Origin of the sequence: Streptomyces sp. NPDC007164 (assembly GCF_040634135.1) — a bacterium.
GTDB classification, from domain to species: Bacteria; Actinomycetota; Actinomycetes; order Streptomycetales; family Streptomycetaceae; genus Streptomyces; species Streptomyces sanglieri.
On sequence record NZ_JBEYFB010000004.1, the window covers coordinates 220384 to 246404 of the forward strand.

At 71.4% G+C, this 26021-nt stretch carries 20 protein-coding genes; 9 read left to right on the forward strand and 11 right to left on the reverse strand.

Features of this window, described 5'->3' with window-relative positions:
• Positions 1-100: 100 nt before the first annotated feature.
• Positions 101-1090: an acetylxylan esterase gene (locus ABZ622_RS09680; RefSeq protein WP_360541815.1), complete on the reverse strand. Its 990-nt coding sequence runs from the start codon at positions 1088-1090 to the stop codon at positions 101-103.
• Between the two features lie 252 nt (positions 1091-1342).
• Here ABZ622_RS09680 and ABZ622_RS09685 point away from each other — a divergent pair, with 252 nt between their 5' ends.
• The 5 genes from ABZ622_RS09685 to ABZ622_RS09705 all read left to right on the forward strand — a co-directional run bounded on the left by ABZ622_RS09685 (position 1343) and on the right by ABZ622_RS09705 (position 7610).
• A complete protein-coding gene (locus tag ABZ622_RS09685) occupies positions 1343-2590 on the forward strand; it encodes a sugar ABC transporter substrate-binding protein (protein WP_360541816.1) in 1248 nt (415 codons plus the stop codon).
• 25 nt (positions 2591-2615) lie between these two features.
• A complete protein-coding gene (locus tag ABZ622_RS09690; protein WP_360541817.1) occupies positions 2616-3608 on the forward strand; it encodes a sugar ABC transporter permease in 993 nt (330 codons plus the stop codon).
• Positions 3605-4513 (forward strand): carbohydrate ABC transporter permease, encoded by a 909-nt coding sequence (locus ABZ622_RS09695; protein WP_360541818.1) that lies wholly within the window; start codon positions 3605-3607, stop codon positions 4511-4513. The genes ABZ622_RS09690 and ABZ622_RS09695 overlap by 4 nt, the downstream gene beginning before the upstream one ends.
• Before the next feature lie 88 nt (positions 4514-4601).
• A complete protein-coding gene (locus ABZ622_RS09700; RefSeq protein WP_360541819.1) occupies positions 4602-5804 on the forward strand; it encodes a family 1 glycosylhydrolase in 1203 nt (400 codons plus the stop codon).
• Positions 5805-6137: 333 nt separating this feature from the next.
• Positions 6138-7610 carry a glucoamylase family protein gene (locus ABZ622_RS09705; RefSeq protein WP_360541820.1) on the forward strand — a complete coding sequence of 491 codons (1473 nt, stop codon included), beginning with the start codon at positions 6138-6140 and terminating at the stop codon, positions 7608-7610.
• Between the two features lie 103 nt (positions 7611-7713).
• On the opposite strand, the gene ABZ622_RS09710 is transcribed toward ABZ622_RS09705, so the two are convergent.
• Complete coding sequence (locus ABZ622_RS09710; RefSeq protein WP_360541918.1) at positions 7714-8694, reverse strand: hypothetical protein; 981 nt, start codon at positions 8692-8694, stop codon at positions 7714-7716.
• A gap of 218 nt (positions 8695-8912) precedes the next feature.
• Between ABZ622_RS09710 and ABZ622_RS09715 the strand changes: the two genes are divergently transcribed.
• Both ABZ622_RS09715 and ABZ622_RS09720 read left to right on the forward strand, forming a co-directional pair.
• Positions 8913-11018, forward strand: a complete 2106-nt coding sequence (locus ABZ622_RS09715; RefSeq protein ID WP_360541919.1) for a TPM domain-containing protein — start codon at positions 8913-8915, stop codon at positions 11016-11018.
• A gap of 115 nt (positions 11019-11133) precedes the next feature.
• Positions 11134-11844: a PspA/IM30 family protein gene (locus ABZ622_RS09720; protein WP_360541821.1), complete on the forward strand. Its 711-nt coding sequence runs from the start codon at positions 11134-11136 to the stop codon at positions 11842-11844.
• Between the two features lie 60 nt (positions 11845-11904).
• Here the strand turns inward: ABZ622_RS09720 and ABZ622_RS09725 are convergent, their stop codons facing one another.
• The 6 genes from ABZ622_RS09725 to ABZ622_RS09750 all read right to left on the reverse strand — a co-directional run bounded on the left by ABZ622_RS09725 (position 11905) and on the right by ABZ622_RS09750 (position 19440).
• On the reverse strand, positions 11905-14436 hold the full coding sequence (locus ABZ622_RS09725; RefSeq protein WP_360541920.1) for a SpoIIE family protein phosphatase: 2532 nt from the start codon (positions 14434-14436) through the stop codon (positions 11905-11907).
• A gap of 192 nt (positions 14437-14628) precedes the next feature.
• Positions 14629-15057 carry an ATP-binding protein gene (locus tag ABZ622_RS09730; protein WP_266912640.1) on the reverse strand — a complete coding sequence of 143 codons (429 nt, stop codon included), beginning with the start codon at positions 15055-15057 and terminating at the stop codon, positions 14629-14631.
• A 314-nt stretch (positions 15058-15371) separates the two neighbouring features.
• The gene (locus tag ABZ622_RS09735; RefSeq protein ID WP_360541822.1) at positions 15372-15773 is read right to left on the reverse strand and encodes an NUDIX domain-containing protein; all 402 of its coding nucleotides are present in this window, start codon (positions 15771-15773) and stop codon (positions 15372-15374) included.
• A gap of 199 nt (positions 15774-15972) precedes the next feature.
• On the reverse strand, positions 15973-16173 hold the full coding sequence (locus ABZ622_RS09740) for an SPOR domain-containing protein (protein ID WP_360541823.1): 201 nt from the start codon (positions 16171-16173) through the stop codon (positions 15973-15975).
• A 456-nt stretch (positions 16174-16629) separates the two neighbouring features.
• Positions 16630-17382 (reverse strand): GntR family transcriptional regulator, encoded by a 753-nt coding sequence (locus tag ABZ622_RS09745; RefSeq protein WP_360541824.1) that lies wholly within the window; start codon positions 17380-17382, stop codon positions 16630-16632.
• A 474-nt stretch (positions 17383-17856) separates the two neighbouring features.
• The gene (locus ABZ622_RS09750; protein ID WP_360541825.1) at positions 17857-19440 is read right to left on the reverse strand and encodes a S8 family peptidase; all 1584 of its coding nucleotides are present in this window, start codon (positions 19438-19440) and stop codon (positions 17857-17859) included.
• Between the two features lie 233 nt (positions 19441-19673).
• Between ABZ622_RS09750 and ABZ622_RS09755 the strand changes: the two genes are divergently transcribed.
• Together ABZ622_RS09755 and ABZ622_RS09760 are read left to right on the forward strand one after the other, a co-directional pair.
• On the forward strand, positions 19674-20804 hold the full coding sequence (locus tag ABZ622_RS09755; RefSeq protein ID WP_360541826.1) for a threonine synthase: 1131 nt from the start codon (positions 19674-19676) through the stop codon (positions 20802-20804).
• An 83-nt stretch (positions 20805-20887) separates the two neighbouring features.
• Complete coding sequence (locus ABZ622_RS09760) at positions 20888-23518, forward strand: discoidin domain-containing protein (RefSeq protein WP_360541827.1); 2631 nt, start codon at positions 20888-20890, stop codon at positions 23516-23518.
• Between the two features lie 20 nt (positions 23519-23538).
• Here the strand turns inward: ABZ622_RS09760 and ABZ622_RS09765 are convergent, their stop codons facing one another.
• The 3 genes from ABZ622_RS09765 to ABZ622_RS09775 all read right to left on the reverse strand — a co-directional run bounded on the left by ABZ622_RS09765 (position 23539) and on the right by ABZ622_RS09775 (position 25986).
• Positions 23539-23721, reverse strand: a complete 183-nt coding sequence (locus ABZ622_RS09765; RefSeq protein ID WP_266688849.1) for a hypothetical protein — start codon at positions 23719-23721, stop codon at positions 23539-23541.
• A 223-nt stretch (positions 23722-23944) separates the two neighbouring features.
• Complete coding sequence (locus ABZ622_RS09770; RefSeq protein WP_360541828.1) at positions 23945-24844, reverse strand: peptidoglycan recognition protein; 900 nt, start codon at positions 24842-24844, stop codon at positions 23945-23947.
• A gap of 386 nt (positions 24845-25230) precedes the next feature.
• Positions 25231-25986 (reverse strand): helix-turn-helix transcriptional regulator, encoded by a 756-nt coding sequence (locus tag ABZ622_RS09775; protein ID WP_360541829.1) that lies wholly within the window; start codon positions 25984-25986, stop codon positions 25231-25233.
• Between the last annotated feature and the right edge of the window lie 35 nt (positions 25987-26021).

Here is a 26021-nt window from a genome sequence, read left to right on the forward strand (position 1 = left end):
GGGAACCGGCCCGCCCGGGCCCGGCCCCGTACCGACCGCCGGGCCCGCCCCAGCCGCTCCCCGAAGAGCCGTCACCGCCCCAGCCCTCCCCGAGGAACCGTCACCGCCCCAGCCGCTCCCCGAAGAACCGCTGCCGGGCCGCCCGGAGCTCCGCCACCTCGGCCGCCGTGCCCTCGTACTCGAAGTGTCCCGCGTCCAGCACGTGCAGCTCGTGCTCGCCGGCCAGCGCGTTGTGCACGGCGAACTGCCCCGGCGGCGGCACCGAGGGGTCGAAGAGCGCCGCGGCCACCAGCGTGGGCGTCTCCAGCCGCGTCGCGGCCGTGGCGGCGTCGAAGTACGGCAGCACCTCGGTGACCTCGGGGTGGTCCCGGTGGTGGGCCCGCACCGACTCGCCGCTGCCGATGCACTGCAGGGTGAGCCGCAGGGGATGGTTGCCGAAGGTCGGCACCGTGAGCTGCGCGGCCCCGAAACGGTCGTCCCAGGGCAGCGCCAGCGCGCCCAGCCCGCCGCCGAAGCTCTCCCCGAGGTAGCCCAGCCCGGGGCCGCCCTCCCCCGCTGCCAGCTCGGGCACCAGCTCGTGCAGCGCCGAGGCCGCGCACCACAGGTCCGCCACACAGTCGCCGATGACATACGTGTCGCGCGATTCGATGCCGTGCAGCACATGGGCACCGGACACGTCCGGGATGCCCGGGTGCAGGCCGCGCGTCCCCATCCCCCGTACGCACGGCAGGATCGCCGCGGCCCGGGGCAGCGGCAGCGGCACATCGGGGCCCGGCGCCTCGCGGCCGCCGTAGCCGTGCCCGATGACGAATCCGTACTCCGCGACCCCTTCGACGGGCAGCGCCACCCAGCCGCCGATCCGCACCCCGCCCACCGAGGTGAACGTCACTCCGTGGATCCGTACCCCGTCGCGCTCCTCCTCCGGCGGTCCGAGCTCCGGCTCCGTGGCGACCTTGCGGGCCTCCTCGTACCGGGCCTGCCAGAAGGTGTCGAAATCGTCCGGAGCGGCGGGGGCGGGGACGCGCAGCAGGTCCTGGAGCACGTAGCCGTATGCCGGATCGAAGGGGAAGTCATGTTCGAACGAAGCCATGACCACGACCGTAACGGCCCCGGCCCGGCCGCACAGCCCCTTGATCATCATCGAGCGGGCAGCGAAATCGGTCACATCATCCACAATTTCGCATTTGGCACACTTACCGTGCCAAGTTGAACATTCAGATGTCCAGCACGTTGCACGAGTGTGACCTAGCACCCTCTTGCGGATTCCCGAATGTCTGCCGCAGAGTGATGTATGCGCTTACAGGCAGCGCATACATCAGGATTGCTCAAGGAGGAGCCCTCCATGCCCCGCACCGCCAGAAACGCCTCGATCGGCATCGCAGTCGCCGCCGCGCTCACGCTCGGTCTGACCGCGTGCGGCAGTTCCGGCGACGATGTCGCCGCGGACAAGAAGCAGACACTCACCGTCTGGGCCATGGGGGCCGAGGGCGAGAAGCTCGCGGATGTGGCCAAGGTCTACGAGAAGGCCAACCCGAACATCACCGTCAAGGTGACCCCGGTCGGCTGGGACGTCGCCCACCAGAAGCTGGTCTCCGCGGCCGCCGCCGGCACCCTGCCGGACGTGGCGCAGATGGGCGGCAGCTACATGGGCGAGTTCGCCGAGCTCGGGGTCCTGGAGCCGGTCGACACCAAGACCTTCAACGAGAAGGACTTCTTCCAGTCCGGCTGGAAGCAGGGCGAGGTGGACGGCCAGGCGTACGGCGTGCCGTGGTACGTCGACACCCGCGTCCTCTACTACCGCACCGACCTGGCCGAGAAGGCCGGCGTCACCAAGGCTCCGACCAACTGGAAGGAGATGCAGGACCTCGCCTCGGCCTACCAGAAGAAGGCCGACACCAAGTGGGGCCTGTCCATCCAGCCCAGCGGCCTGGACACGGTGCAGAACTTCTACTCCTTCCTGTACTCGGCCGGCGGCGAGATCGTCAACGACAAGGGCGAGGCCGTCATCGACAGCCCCGAGGCCGTCAAGGCGCTCAAGGAGTACGGCTCGTACTTCGACAAGGGGCTCTCCAACAAGTCCGTGCAGCCCGGCTACGACGTGGTCAAGGACTTCGGCAACGGCCGCGTCCCGATGTTCTTCGGCGGCCCCTGGCACGTCACCCTGCTGAACGAGGGCCAGCCGCAGCTCAAGGGCAAGTGGGCGGTGGCCAACGTGCCCGCCGACAAGACCTCCGCCTCCATGGCCGGCGGCTCCTCCCTGGTGGTCTCCAAGGACAGCGAGCACAAGGCCGCCGCCACCGAGTTCATCAAGTACCTGACGGACACCGAGGGCCAGGCCGACTGGTACAAGCGCACCAAGGACCTGCCGGCCAACACCTCCGCGTGGACCTCCGGCAGCCTCGCCGACGACGCCGACCTCCAGGTGTTCAAGAAGCAGATGGACAGCGCCAAGGCCTCCCCGTCGCTGTCCAACTGGACGGAGATCACCGACAAGGTCGACCAGGCCATCGCCAAGGTCACCCAGGGCAAGGCGTCCGCCGAGGACGCGCTCAAGACGGCCCAGTCCCAAATCGAAGGCCTTCTGAAGTAATCGAAGGCCGGACGAAGTAGGAGTCATGCGCACCATGACCGCAAAGGCCGCGGAGTCGGCCAAGGCGCAGGCCGGGCCGGGGGCCTCCGGGTCCCCGGCCACCGGGCCCGCGGGTCGCCGGCGCGGCAAGAAGGCCTCGATGGGCGTGCAGAACGTGGCCGGCTGGCTGTTCTCCACCCCCTTCCTCGTCCTCTTCCTCGTCTTCATGGCGTTCCCGATCATCGCCACGCTGGTGATGAGCTTCACCGACTTCGGGCTGCGCAACGTCACGCACCCGCTGGACGCGAACTTCATCGGCTTCGAGAACTACGTCAAGCTGTTCAGCGACGAGAAGTTCCTCAAGTCGCTGTTCAACACGGCGTACTTCGTGGTGGTCGGCGTCCCGCTGACAATCGGCCTCGGGCTGGTCGTCGCCGTACTGCTGAACAACGGCATCGACCGGGCGCGGACCTTCTTCCGCGTCGGCTTCTACGCGCCGGTGGTCACCACCATCGTCGCGGTCGCCGTGGTCTGGCGGTTCGTGCTCGACCCGAGCGACGGGCTCGTCGCGGGGCTCTTCTCCGAAGTGGGCCTCACCTCGCCCGACTTCCTGGGCTCCGAGACGCTCGCCATGCCCTCGATGATCGCGATGGCGGTCTGGCGCAACCTCGGCACGGTCATGGTGCTCTTCATCGCCGGTCTGCAGGCCATCCCCACCGAGGTCCGGGAGGCCGCAAAGCTGGACGGCGCCGGTGTCTGGCAGGAGTTCAAGGGCATCACCGTGCCGCTGCTGCGGCCCACGCTGCTCTACGCCACGGTGATCACGACCATCGGTTACCTCAACGTCTTCGAGGAGCCGTTCGTGATGACCCAGGGCGGTCCCTCGGACTCCACCCTCACCGTCTCGCTGAACATGTACCGCGAGGGCTTCAACTTCTTCCACATGGGCTATGCGAGCGCCATGGCGTATGTCCTCTTCGTAGTGATCATGGGCATCACGGTGCTCCAGCTCCGACTGCTGAAGGACAACACGAAATGAGCGCCACCAGTGCACCGGGCGCCGTGTCGACGGCGCCGTCGAAGCAGCCCGGCAACACGCCTCCGTCCGCGCCGAAGAAGGCCCGCAACCCGAAGCGCGTACTCGTCTACGTCCTGCTGTCGGCCGGCCTGCTGATCATGTCGGCGCCGTTCCTGTGGATGGCCCTCTCGGCCTTCAAGACACAGCAGGAACTAACGGCCAGCCCGCCGGTGTGGATCCCGACCGAGTGGACCCTGGACAACTTCCGGGAGCTGCTCGACAAGCTCGATCTGCCGCTGTACTTCATGAACTCGGTGATCGTGGCGGTGCTGGTCACCGTCTCGAACCTGGTGTTCTGCTCGATGCTCGGGTACGCCCTGGCCAAGCTGAACTTCGCCGGCCGCAACAAGATCTTCGGCCTGGTTCTCGGCGCCCTGATGGTGCCCGGCAACCTGATGCTGCTGCCGCTGTTCGTGCTGATGAGCAAGTTGCAGCTGATCGACTCGTACGCCGGTCTGGTGCTGCCGTTCGCCGCCGGAGCCTTCGGGGTCTTCCTGATGCGGCAGTTCATGCAGTCGATCCCGGACGAGCTGCTGGAAGCGGCCCGGATGGACGGCGCCGGTGAGTGGTACATCTTCTGGCGGATCGTGATGCCGCTGGTGAAGCCCGCCCTGGCGACGCTCTCGATCTTCACGTTCCTGGGCTCCTGGAACAACTTCGTCTGGCCGCTCATCGCGACCAACGACCCCGACAAGTACACCCTGCCGGTCGCCCTGGCCACCTTCGCCACCGACCCCAACAAGGCGGGCGGATCCAACGGCATGCTGATGGCCGGCTCCCTGCTGGTCGTCCTGCCCGTGGTGATCCTGTTCATCGCGCTCCAGCGGCACTTCACCCAGGGCATCGCCACGGCGGGCATGAAGTAGCCCGCCCGGCAGCCCCACCGAAACGTACGAGGCCACGGCCCCACACTCCGTCGGCCACACCCCTTCATCACCAGAGAGACATTTTGCGATGACGCACACCCAGGTCCCGTTCCCCGAAGGCTTCCTGTGGGGCGCCTCCACGGCCGCCCACCAGATCGAGGGCAACAACACCAACAGCGACTGGTGGGTCAAGGAGCACGCCGCGGGCACCCACATCCAGGAGCCCAGCCTGGACGCCTGCGACAGCTACCACCGCTGGAACGAAGACATGGACACGCTGGCCGGTCTGGGCTTCACCGACTACCGGTTCTCCATCGAGTGGGCGCGCATCGAGCCGGCCGAGGGCCGTTTCTCCCGCGCCGAGCTCGCCCACTACCGCCGCATGGTCGAGGGCGCCATCGAGCGCGGCCTGCGCCCCATGATCACCCTGCACCACTTCACCGTGCCGCAGTGGTTCGAGGCGCGCGGCGGCTGGACCGCCGAGGGTGCGACCGAGCTCTTCGCGCGTTACGTCGCGGCCTGCGCGCCGGTGATCGCCGAGGGCGTCGAGTACATCTGCACCATCAACGAGCCGAACATGATCGCCGTGATGGCCGGCCAGGCCAAGCGGGGCGACAACAGCTTCCCGCCGGCCGGTCTGCCGACCCCCGACGACGAGACCACCGACGCCGTCATCGCCGCGCACCACGCGGCCGTCAAGGAGGTCCGGGCGATCAACCCCGGCATCCAGGTCGGCTGGACCATCGCCAACCAGGTCTACCAGGCCCTGCCCGGCGCGGAGGAGGTCACCGCGGCCTACCGTCACCCCCGCGAGGACGTCTTCATCGAGGCCGCCCGCGGCGACGACTGGATCGGTGTGCAGTCCTACACCCGGACCAGGATCGGCACCGACGGCCCGATACCCACCGCCGAGGGCGTCGAGCGCACCCTCACGCAGTGGGAGTACTACCCCAGCGCGGTCGGCTACGCGCTGCGCCACACCGCCGAGGTCCTCGGCAACAACATCCCGCTGATCGTCACCGAGAACGGCATCGCCACCGACGACGACACCCGCCGCGTCGACTACTACACCGGCGCCCTCAACGAGGTCGCGTCCGGGATCCAGGACGGCCTGAACATCCAGGGCTACCTGGCCTGGAGCGCGCTCGACAACTACGAGTGGGGCTCCTACAAGCCCACCTTCGGCCTGATCGGCTGGGACCCGGAGACCTTCGAGCGGCTGCCCAAGCCGTCCGCCGTCTGGCTGGGCGAGATGGGCCGCACCCGCACCCTGCCGCGCATCGCCGACTGACCCCGGCCCCTCCGAGCCGACCGGCCTCGGCTCCCCCTGAGCCGACCGGCCTCGGCCCCCGAGCCGACCGATGTCGGCTCCCCCGACCGGGAGCTACCTGACAGCTCCCGCCCGTACGGGAACCGGCGACACCTGACGGACGCCGGTCCCCGTACAGCAGGGCCTTCCGGGCCCTGTGCCCGCGTACGGCGCCGCTCGTGTTCTGCCCTGCTCACGAGCGGCGGCGCACGCGGATGCCGTACGAGGCACGGCGCCCCGCGCCCGCAATCACGACCGACGAACGAAATCCGCCCACCGCCCACAGTCGGTGGCTCTTCTCTTCGAGGGGTTCTGATGGACCGTCGTACGTTTCTCACCGCCGCGGGCACAGGGGCCGCCGCCCTGTCGCTCGGCACCGTGGCCGCCTCCCCGGCGGGCGCCGCCCAGCCGGTGCGCGGCTCGCACGCACCGCTGCTGCTGCGCTGGTTCCGCGACACGTACCGCTCGATCGAGGCCATGACGACCGACTTCGGTCTCGCCGTCGACAAGATCGACGTCAGCGGGCCCGGCGCCCCCGTCCAGTCGCGTCAGACCTCCCCCACCAACATCGGGTGCGGCCTCTGGTCGACCGTGGCCGCCGCGGGGCTCGGGGTGATCGACGACGACACCATGCACCGGCGGCTGGAACGCACCGTGCGGGCCGTGGAGAAGCTGGAGCGGCACCACGGCTTCTGGCTCAACTGGTACGACGCGCACGACGGTTCGGTCCTCACCCAGTGGCCCGGCACCGGCGACCCGGTCCGCCCGTTCCTCTCCTCCGTCGACAACGCCTGGCTGATCACCGGCCTGCGCATCGCCGCGGACGCCTCGCCCGCGCTGCGCCCCCGCATCGCCCGCGTCCTGGCGACCGCCGACTGGTCGTACTACTACACGCCGTACGACCCGGCCGACCCGGTCGCCGGCCCCGGCCAGCTGCGCGGCGGGTTCTGGCCCGACACCGAGGAGCCGACGGGCCACCACTACGGCGCGCTCAACACCGAGCCGCGGATGGCCAGTTACCTGGGGATCGCGGACGGCTCGCTGCCCGCCGGCCACTACTGGCACCTGCTGCGCACGATGCTGCCGGAGCACGAGCAGGAGCAGCACCCGCAGGGCAGTTACGTCGCCATGGACGGCGTACGCGTCTGGCAGGGGCACTACACCCATCGCGGCCGGAAGATCGTGCCCAGCTGGGGCGGGTCGATGTTCGAGGCCCTGATGGTGCCCTTGTTCGTGCCGGAGGCGGAGTGGTCGCCGGGGTCGTGGGGTCTCACCCACCACCGGTACGTCCGCAGCCAGATCGAGCACGGCACGGAAGAGGCGGGGTACGGGTACTGGGGCTTCTCCCCCTCGAACATCCCCGAGGGCGGCTACCAGGAGTACGGCGTCGACGCGATCGGCATGCAGGTCGACGGCTACGCCTCCAACACCGACCGTACGTACACCAAGGACGGCGAGCCGCTGCCGCCCGCCTCGGCGTTCACCAACGGTGTGGTCACCCCGCACGCCTCCTTCCTCGCCCTGCCGTACGCGCCGGCCGAGGCGATCGCCAACCTGCGCGCGCTCGACCGCGACTTCGGCGCCTACCACGCGGGGTACGGCTTCCGGGACTCCGTCAACGTCGGCACCGGGCGGGTCAGCGACTACCTGCTCGCGCTGGACCAGGGCATGATCGCCGCGGCACTGGCCCAGGCGATCCGCCCCGGCCTGCTGCAACGGCCGTTCCGGACCGGCGGGTTCCGGTCGAAGGTGCGGCCGTTGCTCGCCAAGGAGCGGTTCTCCATCTGAGACCGACCGGCAATCGAGGCGGTCCGAACCGCCCAGAAACGTGGTGGCGTACCGGTCCGGGGCGGAGCGCTCGGGGCCCGGCCCCGGCCCGGTACGCCACTGCTCAGTTCCAGCCCCGGCGGTACGCCGTCCAGTCGCCCTCCCGCGCGGCGAAGTCGACGTAGAGCGCGACCCCGAACCGTTGGCGGTCGCGGTCGGTGCGCCCCAGCCCCAGTCGAATCCCCCGGACGGCGGCCGCGACCGTCTCGGCCGACTCGTGGTGTCCGAGGTCGTTCTCGTGGAAGAACGGCACCCCCATCAGCAGATCGGTGTCGCGCGGCGTCACTTCGAGGGCGAGCGCCGTCTGCTGGGCGACATAGCCGCCGAACAGGCCCTCCAGCGGCATCCAGGTGTCGTACGACATGACGGCGATCTGGTCGACCCGGCGCGCGACCTGGCCGAAGAACTCCTGCGACCACCACTTCTGGCTGCCGCCGCTGACCACGCCGAGCACCCGGTGCGCCGCGGGCAGCGGGTCGATCTGGTGGGCGGCGACGGACAGCTGTGCCCGGCGTGCCCCGGTGAGCGCGCGCAGGTCGCCCAGGAGCGAGAGGTAGTTCTCGTCGCCGGAGTGCAGTGGCTCCAGGTCGAAGTGGACGCCGTCGAATCCGGCGTCCAGGATCTGCCGGGCCGAGGCGACCACGGCGGTACGCGATCCGGCCCGCTCCAGGCGCAGCCCGTCGGGCCCCTCGGTGGCGAGCACATCGCCGAGCCAGGCCTGGACCCGGATGCCGGGCAGGGTGCGGTGCACGGCGTCGATCAGCCACCGGGCCCCGGGGTAGCGGTCGGCCGGCAGGGTGCCGTCGTGCTCCAGCGGCCCGGCGTGGACGTACAGGTCCTTGATCCCGGTCCCCTCGATCCGGGCGGCGAAAGCGGCGAGGTCGGCGTCCTTCTTGCGCCCGTCGACCCAGGCGTGGCCGAGCCAGATGGCATCGCGGCCACGGGCGCGGGTGTTGTCGCCCGGGTCGCCGGAGTAGTTGAGCCGCAGGGCGACGCCCGCGGTGAGGACCGGCACCACGATCACCAGAACCGCCACCAGGGCGATCCTTCTGGGCCAGGTCCACCTGAACCGGGCCCCCCGTTCGCGTATCCGCCCGGCCCCGCGTCTGATCCCCGTGAGCACGTCCGTCTCCCCCTGTGTTGCGCTGTGCTGTCGCCGTACCAGGGGCATCATGGCGCACCGCCCGGGTGCCGCCTGCGGGCCCGGTCGCCCGGTCGCGGGTGACGGAGGGTGGACATAGCCTCACAAATGTGACGCCACCCGTGAGCCGTACCCGGATATCCATACCGGGCCGGGCCCTGCTCACCGTGCTGACGGCGGTGTGCTGGCTGGCCCTCCTCGCAGCGCCGACCGCCCGCGCCGACGATCCCGTCACGCTGTCCCGGGACGGTCAGATCACCGACAAGGTGGGGGCGCTCGGGGACCGCAGGGACCATGTGCGCAGGGCACTCGACCGGCTGTACGCGGACCGCCGCGTACAGCTCTTCGTCGTGTACGTACGGGACTTCTCCGGCCGGTCCGCGCAGAGCTGGGCCGATACGACGGCCGACCGCAACGGCCTCGGCCGCGACGACGTCCTGCTCGCGGTCGCCACCCACGACCGGCAGTACGCGTACACCGTCGAGCAGGGCTCCCGCCTCACCGACTCCCAGCTCCAGGACGTGGCGGGCACCGCGATCGAGCCGGCGCTCAGGGAGCACGACTGGGCCGGCGCGGCGATCGGCGCGGCGGACGGGTATTCCGCCGTACTGGCGGGCAAACCCGTGCCCACCCCGGCCGTCACGCCCGGTGCCGCCGACCCCGGCAGCGGCTCCGGCGGGACCAGCACCGGGGACCTGATCCTTCCACTGGTCGTCGTCGGCGGTGCCGCCGCGGCGGCCGGCTACGCGTACACCCGGCGCAGGCGGCGCGCCACGACCCGCACCACGCCCGGCGCGAAGGGCTGGGGCCCGGCCTCACCGGACGGGGCGCCCGAGCCGGTGCCGCTGCCGGAGCTCGACGCCCGTGCGAAGGAGGCGCTGGTGGACACCGACGACGCGGTGCGCACCAGCGAGGAGGAACTGGGTTTCGCCACCGCCCAGTTCGGCGAGGAGGCCGCGGTCCCGTTCACCGAGGCCGTCGGCTTCGCGAAGGGTGAGCTGACGGCGGCGTTCCGGCTGCGGCAGCAGCTGGACGACGCCTTCCCCGAGGACGAGCCGACCCGGCGCCGGATGCTGGACGAGATCATCAGCCGCTGCGCGGACGCGGGCGGCCGGCTGGACGCCGTGTCCGAGGACTTCGACCGGCTGCGTGCCCTGGAGGCCGACGCTCCGCAGGCCCTGGCCACGGCGGAGGCCGCGTTCCGGGCTCTCGCCGGACGGGTCGCCGCGGCCGAGGCCACCCTGGCGACGATGCGTGAGGAGTACGCGGAGTCGGCCTTCGCGGCGGTCGCCGGCGACATCGAGCAGGCCAAGGACCGGCTGGTCTTCGCCACGTCGAGCCTCAACCGGGGCTGGCAGTCGGTGGACAGCGCCAGCAACTCGGCGGCGGCGGTGTACATCCGGGCCACCGAGGGCGCCGTCGACCAGGCGACCACCCTGGTGGACGCGGTGGAGCGGCGCAGCCGGGAGCTCTCGGAGGCGGCGGGGCGGCTGCCCGCCGCCCTCACCGAGACGGAGACCGATCTGGCCGACGCGGGCGGGCTGCTGGAGGGCACCGGGGACGGTGGGCCGACCGCGGACCTTCAGGGCCGGATCGCCCGTGCGAAATCGGTGCTCGGCGATGTGCGGGCCCGGATGTCGGCCGGTCCGTACGACCCGATCGACGCGCTGCGCAGGGTGGAGGAGGCGGACGCGGCGCTCGACGCGGCCCTGGCCGGTGTCCGCGAACGGGAACAGGGCGACCGGCGGGCCCTCTCCCTCCTGGACGGCGCGGTGCTCACCGCGCGTTCGGCGATCGCCGCAGCGGCCGACTTCATCACCACGAACCGGGGGGCGGTGGGCAGCCAGGCCCGGACCCGGCTGGCGGAGGCCCAGCGGCGGCTGGACCGGTCCCGTGAGCTGGCCGGGTCGAAGGATCCGCAGGGGGCGCTGGCCGAGGCGCGGCAGGCGGATTCGCTGGCGGGTCAGGCCCGGAGCCTGGCCGAACAGGACGTGCGCTCGTACGGGAACCGGAACGGTCCGGTCGGTGCGCGGGGCACGGGCGGCGGGGTCGGCGGCGCGGTGCTCGGCGGCATCATCCTCGGCGGCCTGCTGGGCGGCGGGGGGACCCGGGGTGGCGGCGTGTACGGCGGAGGGTTCGGTGGCGGGGGGCACGGCGGGGCCGCCGGACCGGGCAGCTTCGGCGGCGGGGGCACCCGTGGCCGGCGCGGGGGCGGCGGCCGGTTCTGAGCCACCGCGGGGGCGGCGCGAGGCGTCAGTCACAGCCGCATCCACAACTTCATCGATCCGCGACTTCATCAACAGGGATTCACCCGGAGAACCGCACTCGCACAAGGAGAGGTCCATGACCAAGCAGACCATTCTCGGCCGCGTCACCCAGTTGGCGAAGGCCAACATCAACGCGCTGCTCGATCAGGCCGAGGATCCGCAGAAGATGCTGGACCAGCTGATCCGCGAGTACACGGCCAACATCTCGGAGGCCGAGCAGGCGGTCGCCACGACCATCGGCAATCTGCGGCTGATGGAGCAGGACCACCGGGAGGACGTGGACGCGGCGAAGGAGTGGGGCGGCAAGGCGCTCGCCGCGAGCCGGAAGGCCGACGAGCTGCGGGCGGCCGGGTCGGCGGCGGAGGCGGACAAGTTCGACAACCTGGCCAAGGTGGCGCTCGGCCGTCAGCTGCGTTCGGAGAAGGAGGCGGGAACGGCGGAGCCGGCCATCGCCTCGCAGACCGAGGTGGTGGACCGGCTGAAGTCGGGCCTGGACCAGATGAAGACCAAGCTGTCGGAGCTGAAGGCCAAGCGGGACGAACTGGTGGCCCGCGCCAAGTCCGCCGAGGCGCAGAACCGGATGATGGACTCCGTCAAGAGCATCGATGTGCTGGACCCGACCAGTGAGCTCAGCCGGTTCGAGGACAAGGTGCGGCGCGAGGAGGCGAAGGCGCTGGGCAAGCAGGAGCTGGCCGCGTCGTCCCTGGACGCCCAGTTCGAGCAGCTGGACAGCCTGGGCGACAGCGCCGAGGTCGAGGCCCGGCTGGCAGCGCTGAAGGCGGCCTGAGCCGGTCCGGCGGATCAGGGTCGGACAGGCTCCGGCGCCTTTCGTCCGGCCCGGGCCGGCTCAGTACATGCTCAGCAGCTGGTCGACCGAGAGTTCGGCGGCCGGCTCGCCGTCGGGAAGGGCCAGTTCGAACCAGACGGTCTTGCCGCGCGGGGTCCGCCTCGATCCCCAGGCCACGCTCAGCAGCCCGACCAGCTGGAGCCCGCGCCCGCCCTCGTCGGTGTCGCGGGCCCGCCGTCGCCGGGGCTGGACGAGCCCGGCGTCCCACACCTCGCAGACGAGGGTGCGGTCGCGCAGCAGTCTGAGCCGGATCTCGCCCTCCCCGTACCGCAGGGCGTTGGTGACCAGCTCGCTGACCAGCAGCTCGGTGGTGTCCACCAGATCGTCCAGGCCCCAGGCGAGCAGCCGCCCGCGGGCCAGCTCGCGGGCGCGGCCCACGGAGCGGGGTTCGCGGGGCAGCCGCCAGTCGCCGACCGCGTCGGCCGGCAGCCCCTGGATACGGGCCACCAGCAGGGCGATGTCGTCCTCGCCGTGTCCGGTGTCGAGGGTGGTCAGTACGTGGTCGCAGACGTCCTCGATGGGCCGTTCCGGTTCGACGAGCGCGGCGCGCAGGGCTTGGAGCCCTTCGTCGAGCGGGTGGTCGCGCGACTCGACGAGCCCGTCCGTGTAGAGGGCGAGCAGGGAGCCCTCCTTCAGCTCGACCTCGACCTCCTCGAAGGGTTCGCCGCCGACACCGAGCGGCATTCCGGGCGGCACGTCGAGCAGCAGGGCGGCCTCGCCCGGTTCGACGACGGCGGGCGGGAGGTGGCCCGCGTTGGCGAAGGTGCAACGCCGGGTGACCGGGTCGTAGACCGCGTACACGCAGGTCGCCAGGTAGACCTCGGAGAGGTCCGCCTCCCGGGACTTGTGGGCGGCCCGCGAGGGCCACTGGGCGCCGCCGCCGGAGGCGTTGGAGCCGCCGGGGGTGCCGAGTCCGCGGGCGACCTCGTCGAGCGCGGAGAGCACCTCGGCGGGTTCCAGGTCCAGCAGGGCCAGGGTCCGTACGGCGGTGCGCAGTTCGCCCATGGCGACGGCGGCCCGCAGTCCGCGGCCCATGACGTCGCCGACGACGAGGGCGGTGCGGTGGCCGGGGAGTTCGATCACGTCGAACCAGTCGCCGCCCACCTCGGTGGCCGTGTTGCCGGGCAGGTAGCGGCAGGCGATGTCGAGGCCGGCGGCCACCGGGTCGCCGGGCGGCAGCAGGCTGCGCTGGAGGATCAGCGCGCGTTCGTGCTCGCGCCGGTAGAGGCGGGCGTTGTCGATGCAGACCGCGGCGCGGGCGGCGAGTTCGGTGGCCAGGGCCCGGTCCCGCTCGCCGAAGGGTTCGCTGCCCTTGGTGCGGGAGAACTGCACGAGACCGACCACCGTGTCGTGGGCGACCATCGGCACGGCGAGGGTGGACTGTACGAAGCCCCGGTCGTCGCCGGGCACGTCCTCGACGTGGCCGGTGCGCAGCGCGACGGCGCACGGCGAGTTGAACGAGAAGCGGTGTACGGAGCCGAGCTCGGGCGAACCGGTCTCCGCGGCGGTGTCGGGCAGGACGTCCGCCACCGCGCTGGCCAGGGCGACGCGGCGCAGTTCGGCGGAGCCGCCGACGGATACCTGACGGAGCGAGTCCCAGCTGCCGGGCGGCGCGTCGTCGCCGGTGAGCAGACCCTGGTAGAGGTCGACGGAGGCGAGGTCGCAGAAGCCGGGCACGGCGACGTCGAGGAGTTCGCGGGCGGTGGTCTCCAGGTCCAGGGAGTTGCCGATCCGGGCGCCGGCCTCGTTGAGCAGCGCGAGGTTGCGGCGGGCGCTGGCGGCCTCGCGGGCGGCGATGTGCCTGCGGGTGACATCGGTGGCCAGTCCGGCGACGCCGATGGGGCGGCCGGATCCGCTGTGCACGCGGTAGAGGTTCATGGACCAGTGGCGGCTGCCGGGTTCGCCTGGCGCGGTGCCGACGAGCCGGAGATCGGTGACGGACGTTCCGGTCGCCAGTACGCGTTCGATGGTGGCGGTGAGCCGGTCGGCCTCGGGGCCGGAGAGATAGTCATCGACGGTGCGGCCGCGATGGTCCTCGGCCCGGCCGCCGAAGACGGTGGCGAAGCGCTGGTTGGCGCGGATCACCGCGAGGTCGGTACCGAACAGCACGAAGCCGAAGGGAGATTGGCCGAATATTGCCTGTGACGCGGCAAGGTCCGTCTCGATGTGGCGCAGCGCCCGGACGTCCACGACGATGCAGAGCGCGGCCCGTTCCCCGCCGGCCGTCTCGCTCGGCATCACATAGATCTCGGCAAGCCCCTGCACTGCCTCCTCGCCGGGTATCCGGAAGGGGACGAGGCCCGTCCACTCCCGGCCGTCGAGGATCTCGCCGACCGTGCGGCGGCCGTCCGTGCGCAGTTCGGCGGGCATGAATGCCTCGACCGGGTCCATGCCCACCGCTTTGTCCGCGGCAATGCCGAAGAGGCCGGCGGCCCGGCGGCTCCACTGCTCGATCAGGCCATCGGGGCCGATCGAGAAGGAGGCGACCCTGATGTAGTCGTAGATCGAGCCAGGCGGGCTGCTCTGCCACACGATGTCGCCCGCTGTCCCAGGTATTTCGCTCACGCGACCGTCCCCTCCAGCTCACACACCGGACCGGTCATGCCCGCAGTATTCAGCACTCCGGCCCCAACCGACACGGCGTTCACGATCACAGCACGGTCTCAGTCCCTTTCAGCCAGCTTCTGGCCGACCCCGGTGATCGCTGTCCGTCCCACCCCACTCCTAACCAGGCAGGGCCAGCTCGAACCACACGGTCTTGCCGGTCTTTCCGCGCCGGGTCCCCCAGCGGCGGGCGGAACACGCCACCAGTTGCAGCCCTCTGCCCCCTTCGTCCTCCGGTCCCGCCATACGTTCGGTGGGCGGATCCGGAAGCGGATCGGAGACTTCCACGAGCAGTCCGGGATGGGCGGAGGGGGCGTCACCGTTGAGATGAGGGCGTACCAGGCGCACGCCGATGGGCCCCGATGTATAGCGCATCGAGTTGGTGACCAGCTCACTGACCAGCAGAACTGTCACATCCCCGACCGCGGCGTCGAGCCCCCAGGCGCTCAACGCCCCATGGACCGCATGCCGCGCGGATCGCACGGCGCCCGGCTCAGCCGGAAAGGTCCACTCGGCGCAGTCGCCTTCACTGTCGATCACGCCGATCACTTCCCAAGACCAGCAGCGGGGAACGCCCTGTTTACAAGGGCTATTCAGCACATACCCGATATTTGGGTTGAACTATCGCCGGGATCGACACGTGGGGCGTACGGGTGTATGGCCGCGCACACGAACAGATGTGCCCGGGTGGAAGGGGCGCACGAGGCGGCGGTCACGCGCTGCCGCCTTGGCGCCTGCCCCGGTCGACCACCCCCCGGGGCCCCCGCGTACGGGCCAACTCCCGCGCGGCTTCCGCCCCGTTCGGGCCGCCGGTGCGGGGCGGGCAGGGCAGGCGGGCAGGCGGGCAGGCGGGGCGGGGCGGCTCAGGCCAGCGCGCCCGAGGACTTGAGGTCGTCGAAGAGCAGTTGGTCGACCGGCGGGACGAGCGGTCGGTCGGCGTAGGAGAACCACGCCATCTCCTCGATCTCGCTGCTGACGGTCAGCGTTCCCCGGTACTCGCCGGCGTAACAGCTCATGCGCACGACCACGCCGTCCGGATGGCCGTGCGCCTGCGCCTCGTACGTACCCATGTGGGACACCGTCGCGGGGAGGATGGCCACGGCCAGCTCCTCCTCGACCTCGCGCAGCAGGGTCTGCAGGTCGGTCTCCCGGCCCTCCCGCTTGCCACCGGGGATGTAGAAGACGTCCTTCCCCCTCGGTCGCGCGCAGAGAATCCTGCCGTTCTCCACCCGCACCCATGCCACCGTGTCGATCAGGACCGACATCACTCCGCCTTCGTTCATACGCAACCCGGTCGGACCGACCCTAGCCGGGCGGTCGGCGCGGACGTACGACGAGCGGTCGGCGCGGGCGACGGGCGCGGGCGGGCGGGCGGACAAGCGGTCGGCGAGCGCGGGCGGCGAACTCGGGCACGGGCACGCGCCGGAGCGCGATCACCGCCCCGCCGCACTCCTCGCGCTCGCGCTAAGGCCGGGCGCTCTGCCCGACGCGCTCCACCCAGTAGAGCTGCTTGTGGCCGTGCTCATCGAGCTTGTCGGCGATCTTCTGGGCCTCGCCCTGCGTGGCATACCTGCCGACGCGATAGCGATTGCCGTTGTCGTCCTGCCTTATCACCTGCCACGAGAGCACGGCACCGCTGTCGCTCATCGTGTCCCTCCCGAGCATTGCGCCCCTCCCTCGAACGGCGTGCACGTCAGTAAAGATCCCCAGGAAACCGCAGTACGCATATGCCCGAGCGTACGCCTGACCTTTACTCAACGGATACGTAATTACACAAAGAGATACGGGTCCGGCCGACAAGAGGGGGCGCACCCGGCCGGATGCGCCCCCTCTGTGCCATGGCGCCCGTCGGCCACCCCGGGTATCGCCCCCCCCTGAGCGCCGGCCGCCCCGAACGCCGGAAGCCCGGCCGGTGCACCGGCCGGGCTTCGCCTCCACCTCCCGACGCACGGACACGGACCGGGAAGCAGGATCAGGACATGACAATCAAAAGGGACCGGCGATCACTCCTCGGTCAGGAGATTCCGGCCGGGCACCGACCCGGCACCGCCCCGGTTCGACCCGACCCCGACCCGACACCGACCCGATGGACCGCGCCGGGCGCCGCCCGTCGCGCACCGCTCACCTGACCGGAAGGTGGTAGGCGACCCGGTAGCGATCGGCGGGCACCACCACGTCCGCCGTCTCGACCGGGCGGCCCGACGCGTAGTACGTCCGCTCGATCACCATCACCACATGCCCCGGCACGCCGCCGAGCGCCAGGAGCTCCTCCGCCAGCCCCGGACGCGCGCCGACCTGTTCGGCCACGTTGTCCACGACGACATCGATCGCGGCCATCCGCTCGACCACCCCGCAGCCACCCAACGGGCCCTCCTCCGGCAGCATCACCGGCGTACGCCCCGTCACGGCGAGCGGCTCCCAGGAGGTGGAGAGCATCATCGGCTCCCCGGCCTCGCGGAAGGTGTACCTCGTCCGCATCACCCGGTCACCCGGCTCGACACCCAGGCGCTCGGCGATCTCGACGCTCGCCCCCTCCTGTTCGCTGCGGGACTCCCACGTCCCGTGCACCCCCTCCGCCGTCTGCTCCTGGCGGAACGGACTGGCGCCGGCCGCGGACCGGTATCCGGAGCGGGCGATCCGCCGCGGGACCGGGCGCTCGCGCACATAGGTGCCGGAACCGGAACGCCCCTCCACCAGACCCTCGGCCATCAACACCTTTCGCGCCTCCAGCGCGACGGTGTCCGAGACTCCGTACTCCTCGCGGATACGGGCCTGCGAAGGCAGGCGCGTATGCGGCGGCAGCGAACCGTTGACGATCTTCTCTCGCAGATCGCTTGCAACGCGCAAATACGCGGGCTGCTCACCGAAAGTCACAGGCCACTCCCAACAGGTTGACAGTCTGCAACAGCCTGACAACCGTCGGTTGTGAACCGCAAGCACAGGCCAAGGATTCACTCGAAGTGATGATTCGCCCTGCCCTTACGCATATCCGGCCATCGGCCACCAGAGGGTTCTCAGCTCTTCTCACGCCTCCTCCCCCCGTCCGGTTCACCGCAACCGCGTCCGTCGCTTCCTGCATGAACCCGCACGCGAAGGAGCTCGCACGAGAACACGGGAGTGGGACGGCCGCCGAAGCAGCCGCCCCACTTGTTCGGCGCGTCAATTGCTCACCGCGTCAGGGACGCACGGTTCCCGCCGGCCCGTCGGACTGCCGGCCCGTCGGACTGCCGGCCCGTCGGACTGCCGGCCCGTCGGACTACCGGTCCGTCGGACCGCCGATCGGTCGGACCCTCAGCTCGATCGGACCCTCAGCCGGTCGGGCCGTCAGCCGGTCGGGCCGTCAGGCGGTCAGAACTGCAGACCCCAGGAGTTGATCTTCCCGGTGTCCGCCGCCGCGTTGTCCGCGACCCGCAGCTTCCACGTGCCGTTGGCCACCTCCGACGAGGCGTTCACGGTGTAGGTGGTGTTCACGTTGTCGGTGCTGCCGCCGCTCCCGGTTGCCTTCAGGCTGTAGACCGAACCGTCGGGCGCGACCAGGTCGATCTTCAGGTCACCGATGTAGGTGTGCGTGATGTCGACGGGCACACTCAGCGTGGCCGGCGCGTTGCCGGTGACCCCGCTGACGGTGATCGGCGACTCGACGGTGGCGTTGTCGGCGATGGTGTAGCTCGTCGTGCTCTCGAACTTCTTGCCCGGCGGCGTGGTGGTGCCGGTGCCGACGTTCAGCAGACGGTTCGGCGAGCCCGTGCCCGGGCTGGTCACCACACCGGTGCTGGCCGCGGCGACCAGTCCGGCCGAGACCTGTGCCGGGCTGTCGCTCGGGTGCCCGGCCAGATAGAGGGCCGCGGCACCCGCGACGTGCGGGGTCGCCATCGACGTACCGGAGATGGTGTTGGTGGCGCTGTCGCCGGTGTTCCACGCCGAGGTGATCGACGAGCCGGGGCCGAAGATGTCCAGCACGCTGCCGTAGTTGGAGAAGCTGGAGCGGGCGTCGGTGTTGGTGGTGGAGCCGACCGTGATGGCCTCGGTGACCCGCGCCGGGGACTTCGTGGAGGCGTCGGTGGACTCGTTGCCCGCGGCGACGGCGTAGGTGATGCCGGACGCGATGGACTTGCGTACGGCGGCGTCGAGCACCGAGTCCGCCCCGCCGCCCAGGCTCATGTTGGCCACCGCGGGCTTGACGGCGTTCGCCGTCACCCAGTCGATGCCCGCGACGACCTGCTCGGTCGTGCCGGAGCCGCTGTCGTCGAGGACCCGGACGGCGACGATCTTCGCCTTCTTGGCGACGCCGTACGCCGAACCGGCGACGGTGCCCGCCACGTGCGTGCCGTGGCCGTAGCCGTCGTCCGCGGTGTTGTCGTTGTCGATGGCGTCGTAGCCGTAGGAGGCCCGGCCGCCGAAGTCGGTGTGGGTGATCCGCACACCGGTGTCGATGATGTACGCGGTCACACCCTCGCCCCCGTTGTCGGGGTAGGTGTAACTCTGGTCCAGCGGAAGGGACTTCTGGTCGATCCGGTCGAGTCCCCAGGAGGGCGGCGAGGGCTGGGCGCCGGTGACCCTGAAGGTCCGGTTCTGTACGACGGACTTGACGGCGGGGTCCGCGGCGAACTTCTTGGCCTGCGCGGCGGAGAGCTCGACCGAGTAGCCGTTGAGGGCGGCGCGGTAGGTCTTCTTGATCTTGGCGCCGTACTCCTTGGCGAGCGCCTTGCCCTGCGCGGAGCCGGCCTCGGCCGCCGAGTCGTTCAGCGCGACGATGTAGCTGCCGCCGATGGTGCCCGGGGCGCCCGCGTTCTCGATCCGGCCTTCCGGCGCGGTTCCGGACGCGGCGGCGGGGAACACCGCCGCGGTGGAGAGCGCGAGGGCGGCACCGGCTATGACACTCGCCGCGGCCAGTCTTCGACGCGTGTGGGGGGTGCGACGCATCACTGACATGTGGGGGGTCCTCCTCGATTGCGGTGCACTGGTGGGGGGTTGCACACGGAGCAGAGACGGAACGGACAAAAGCGGAATAGCATGGGCATGACAAACAACTGCCGCGAGTTCCGCACCACCCGCTCCCTGTCGACAGCGAAAGATTGACCGATACATGGGAATCGCACAAGGGTCCGATGGGCTCTGCAATACCTTCGCCATGGGTCTGCCACGCGCCTGACATGCTGACGGGCATGCCCGCATACATCTGCCCGCAGGACGGCACCCGTGCCGACACCACCGCTCTCACCTGGTGCTGCCCGGTCTGCCGGGGCCCCTGGGACCTCGAATTCGGGGCCGCCGGCGCACTCTCGCTCAACTCCCTGACCGGGCGCGTCAATTCACTGTGGCGTTACGAAGAGGTGCTGCCGCTCTCCTCGCCCACGACCACGCTCGGCGAGGGCCGCACCCCGCTCGTCCCGGTCACCGGCACGGTCTCGGCCAAACTCGACTTCCTGATGCCGACGCTCTCCTTCAAGGACCGCGGCGCGGTGATGCTCGCCGAGCTGGCCCGTCGGCTGTCGCCCGAGCGCGTCGTCGCGGACAGCAGCGGCAACGCGGGCACGGCCGTCGCCGCGTACTGCGCCCGTGCCTCGCTCCCCTGCACGGTGTACGTCCCCGAGGGCACGTCCCCGAAGAAGACCGAGCAGATCCGGGCACACGGCGCACACCTGGAGATCGTCCCCGGCGACCGCGAGGCCACCGCGGCCGCCGCCCGCGCCGCCGCCGACGTCCCCGGCACGTTCTACGCCTCGCATGTCTTCAACCCGTACTTCCTGCACGGGACGAAGACGTACGTGTACGAGCTGTGGGAGGACCTCGGCGGCCGCCTTCCGGACGCCATCGCCGTACCGGTCGGCAACGGCACTCTGCTCCTCGGCGCGGCCCTGGCCACCGCCGAGCTGCACGCCCGGGGGCTGATCGACCGGCGCCCGGAGCTGATCGCCGTGCAGGCCGAGGCCGTCTCGCCGCTGGCCGCCGCCTTCCGCGCGGGCGCCGAAGACCTGCTGCCCGAAAACCCGCTGCCCGAAGACCTGTTGCCCGACGGCCCGGCCGGCCCCGCCGCCGCCACCCTCGCCGAGGGCATCGCCATCCCGCGCCCGCCGCGCGCCCGCGCCATCCTGGCCGCGGTCCGGGAGTCGGGCGGCACCTTCCTCACGGTGACCGAGGACCAGATCCGCGCCGCGCAGCTCGATCTGGCGGCGCGCGGGTTCTACGTGGAGACGACGGGCGTCGCCTGCTGGGCCGCGGTCGGCGGCTGGACGGACCGGAGCGTCGTCGTACCCCTGTGCGGCGCGGGCCTCAAGACCGGCCTCGCGGGCTGAGGAGGCGGCCGCCCCGCCCCATCAGCCGTTCACCCCGCGCGCCGCGCACCGCCGCGCGGCGCGCGCGTCCCTACCTTCGTACGGTGAGCCTCTCGCGCCTCTTTCTCCTCACGTCCCTCACGTCCCTGGTCGCGGGCGCCCTGATCGCGCCTTCGGCCCCCGTCCCGTACGCGGCGCCTCCTGCGACGGCGGCGCCTCCCTCCGCGACGACCGCCTGCGGCCGGGACACCGATCCCGCCTGGGCGCCCACGTCCACCCGGTTCGGCGAGGCGGCCGGATACGACCCCTACACCGGCAACGGGTACCTGGGCCACCGGGTGCCCGCGGCGGGCGCCGGATACGCCGCGTCGGGCGAGAAGACCGGCTGGCCGCTGTTCACCCCGCGCTACGACGGCGCGTTCGTCTCCGGCCTGTTCGGGCGCGAGAAGGACCTCGCCGCCGGCCGGGAGGTGGTTGCCGCGCTGCCCAGCTGGACGAACCTGGACGTGCGCGTCGGCGCCGAGACCTACGGCTCCGACACGCCCCCCGGCCGGATCTCGCACTACCGCCAGACGCTCTTCCTGCGCTGTGGACTGGTGCGTACGTCGCTGCGGTGGACCACGGCCGACGGCCGCGCGACCGATCTGACGTACGAGGTGCTCGCCGACCGGTCCGATGTGCACACGGGTGCCGTACGACTGCGCATGACCCCGCACTGGAACGGCACCGCGACCGTCACCGGCCGGCTCGACCCGAGGGGCGCACGCCGGATCACCCTCGCCGGCGACGGTACGTTCCGCACCCGGGGCACCGGCACCGAGGGCGCGATCGTCCAGGAGCTGCGCACCGGAGGGCCCGGGCCCGGGGCGCCGGTCGCGCCACGGAGCGCGCACCGGGTGCGCGACGGGCGTACGTACACCTTCGAGAAGTACGTCGGTATCGACACCGCGCTCACCTCCGCCGCCCCGCGTCCCGCCGCCCACGAGGCCGCCCGGCGCGCGGCCGGACGCGGCTGGTCCGGGGTCCTCGCGGCGAACAGCGCGGCCTGGCGGCGGGCCTGGGCGGCCGACATCGCCGTACCGGACCATCCCGAACTGCAGAAGTGGCTGCGGGCGGCGCAGTACGGACTGCTGGCATCCGCCCGGACCGGATCCCGCGACAGCATCGCACCGGCCGGTCTGACCAGCGACAACTACGCCGGCATGGTGTTCTGGGACGCCGAGACCTGGATGTACCCGGCGCTGCTCGCCACCCGCCCCGAGCTGGCCCGCCCGGTCGTCGAGTACCGCTACCGCACCCGCGACGCCGCCCGCGCCAACGCCCGGAAGCTCGGGTTCCGGGGCCTGTTCTACCCGTGGACGAGTGCGAGCAGGGGCGATCTGTGGTCCGAGTGCCAGAGCTGGAACCCGCCGCACTGCGTCACCCAGAACCACCTCCAGGGCGATGTCTCGCTGGCCGTCTGGCAGTACTACCTGGCGACCGGGGACCACGAGTGGCTGGCCGGGCGCGGCTGGCCGCTGCTGGAGGGGATCGCCGACTTCTGGGCCTCGCGGGCCACCGCCAACGACGACGGAAGCTACTCGGTGAAGGAGGTCGCGGGCCCCGACGAGTACAGCAACGGCGTCACCGACGGGGTCTTCACCAACGCGGTCGCGGCCACCGCCCTGCGCAACGCCACCCGCGCCGCGCAACTGCTCGGACACACCGCACCGGTCGAGTGGAAGCGGGTGGCGGACGGCCTGCGCATCCCGTACGACCCGGCGCGCAAGCTCTACCTCCAGTACGCGGGCTACAACGGCTCGACGATCAAGCAGGCCGACACGGTGCTGCTGATCCACCCGCTGGAGTGGCCGATGGAGCCGGGCGCCGCCGCCGCCACGCTCGACTTCTACGCGGCGCACACCGACCCGGACGGCCCGGCCATGACCGACTCGGTCCACGCGGTCGACGCGGCCACGATCGGAGCGCCCGGCTGCGCGACGTACACCTATCTCCAGCGCGCCGTACGCCCGTTCACGCGCGGGCCGTACGCCTTGTTCAGCGAGGCCCGGGGCGCGAAGGCGGGCGCCCAGGACCCGCTTTCGGGATTCCCCGCCGACGACTTCCTGACCGGGAAGGGCGGCTTCCTCCAGGTCTTCACGTACGGCCTGACGGGGTTGCGGCTGCGGGAGGACGGGGTGCTTCTCGATCCGATGCTGCCGCCGCAGCTGGGCAGCGGTGTCACGCTGACGGGCCTGCGTTACCGGGGCCGTACGTACGACCTCGCGATCGGCCCCCGGACGACGACGGTCCGGCTGACCTCCGGCGCCCCCTTCACCGTCCGCTCCCCCGCCGGCCCCCGCCTGCTCACCGGCACGCTCACGCTCCCCACCCGCCGCCCGGACCTCGCCGCGACCACCGACGCGGCCCGCTGCCGCCCGGTGACGGCGACGTCGGAGTCCCCCGGCCTGTACGCGGCGGCCGCGGTGGACGGCAGCCCGGCCACCGCCTGGTCCCCGGACGGCGCGAAGGGCGCGCTGACGGTGGACCTGGGGCGCGCGGGCGCGGTGACATCGGCCGAGCCGGAGTGGTCGGACGTGCGGCCGTCCTCGTACCGGCTGGAGACGACGTCCGACGGCACGCACTGGCAGCCGTACCGGGCGGGCGCGGTGGCCCGGACGGTACGGCTGACGGTCGAGTCGGAGGACTCGCAGAAGCCCGCGGGCGTAACGGAGTTGAAGGTCGTACAGCCGTGAACGGCCGGGCGGACGGGGCGTCAGCCGCGGGCGCGGAGCCTGCTGCCGAAGCCGTAGTAGAGGCCGAGCAGCACACCGCCCACCGCCGCGACGATCCCCGTCGCCCTGCCGGAGCCGAGGGCCCCGGTGAGGACGACGGCCGCCGCGTACACGCTGGGCAGCCACCAGTTGAAGCCGGATCTCGCGGCCGGGCGCCGTTCCATGATTCCCCCTGATCGGTGGTGGCCGGCCGCGTGGGTGCGGCCGAGCGCTGCCGATCATGTCATCCGGTCCCGCCCAGCGGAATGGAGCGCGGCCCCGCGCGTGGAGGGCGCCCCGAGTGGCGGGTTCACATCGGAGGAACCGGCCCGCTTCGAGGCGTACTTGGAACGGGCGATCACCCTGCTCGACAACGCGACGTGGACCGAGGCCGGCCACGCCGATCCATCACTCGCCGCCGCGGCGAGGACTCCCCGGGATCGCGGCGAACCGGGTGGCGAACGGCGCACTCGGGGACGACCTGCTCTGAAGGTTCGTCGCGAGGGTCCGGATGGCGGGGAGCCGCGCGAACAATGCCTCGCCGGGACAGTTGGTGGCGAAGCCGTCGCGGTGGCCGGAGATGGCGTCGAACTCGGCCGAAGTGCCCTTGGCGTAACGGCTCTTGCCGTTGGTGGAGGTGAGCCGCACCTTGCCCGCGGGGTCGACGCCGCCCAGTCCGAGCTTCCAGGCCGCGAGGGCCGCGATCGCGTGCTCCATGGCCGCCGGTACCGGTGTCCCCGGCCCGAAGGTGCCGATGGCCGCGATCCCCGTGGTGCCCTGGTTGAACCCGAGGGTGTGGGAGCCGACGACGGGACGGTCGGCACCGCCGGCGCGGCCTTCGTAGATGGTGCCGCACTTGTCGACGAGGAAGTTGTAACCGAGGTCTCCCCAACTCCGGTCGCGGGTCTGGCCCGTGTACAGATTGCGCAGGGTACGGGGGACGCCGGCGCAGTCGTAGCCGTTGGGGGTGTCGGTGTGATGGATGAAGACCGCCCTGACCCCTCCCGCGTAGTGCGCGTGGGGATCCCGCTTGGTCTCGTCGGCCCGCCACTGCGCACGCGAGACGATGGCGGGCCGGGGCGCCACCCGGGGCAGCGCCATCGACGCCGCCCCGAGCGCCGGGAACGGAGACGCGGAATCGGCCACCGGCTCGACCGGTTGCGTGGCCGGTTCGGGCCGCCATACGGAGAGCGGCCCTTCCGGAGCCGTATCGCGAACGGCGCGTGCCGCCGTCACTCCGGCGGGTGCCGCGAGGAGAGGAAGCGCCATGGGAACCGTGGCCCACAGCGCTATTCGGTACAGACGCACAGGAAAAACCTTCTTCGTCTTTCGCCGGGATGCCGGCGGGAGCGCGTATGCCCACAGCTTTGCGGCGCCAGGATCGCCGCGCGCGCCGGATTAGTGCAGACAGGCGAGCACTGCGGCTCCCCGACCGGCAGCCACGAAGAGTGACGAAGAGACGAAGGGGCCGGCGGCCGCCACGGCCGCCGCCGACTCTCGACAGATCTCATAAGAATCCCCTGACCTGGTAATTCGTAGCCAACACGCATCACCTTCCCGGGGCTCTCGGGTGACCGCCCGCAGAACACACGCCCATCGCGACCATCACCGAACGTTCAACATCCGGGCGGTACGCACCTCGGCCCGGAGATCCACGGCCCGAGGCACCGAGCCGCTGGCGCACCGGCGGCTTCCTACCGGCGCGCACCGAAGTACGCGCCCGGGGTGGTGCCGGTCTCACGTCGGAACGCCGCGACGAACGCGCTGACCGTCCCGTAGCCGACTCCGCGCGACACCCGGTGGAGCGGCTCGCCGGCGGCCAGGGCGGGCAGCGCCGCCTGCAGGCGGACGAGGGTGCGCCAGCGGCCGAACGACATGCCGGTGTCGGCCAGGAACAGCCTGGCGAGTGTGCGCCCGGAGGTACCGACCCGGCGCCCCCACGCGTCCACCGCGAGCGCACAGGCGGGATCGTCGAGCAGTTCCCCGGCGACCTGGCGGGCGCGTGGGTCCGTGGGGAGCGGGGCTTCAAGAGCGGTGGCCGTCACGGGACGGAGCAGGTCGAGGAGCACCGCCTCACCGTGCGCCCGGCGCTCGGGGCCGAGGTCCGGATCGTCCAGGTAGCCGATCAACTCGGCCAGCAACGGTGGGACCAGGGTCGGCCGGACCGTGCCCCACTGCCCCGGGTCGGCAGGCGGCGATGTCAGCAGATAGAGCGAGGTCATCGTGGTGTGGCTGGCCGAGACGACCTCGTGCGGCACCCCGGACGGGATCCACAGGGCGCGCGTGGTGGGCAGTACCCACCGACGGGAAGCCACGTCGACCGTCAAGGTGCCGCGGGAGGCCCAGGCCAGCTGATGTGTCCGGTGGGTGTGCTGGGTGAACCGTGTTCCCGCCGGCATGGGGAACGTCCCGATGGAGACCAGTGCGTCGCCCTGTCCGTTTCCCGACATGAGTTGGAAGGTTACGTCCTTCCGGACAGCGGCAG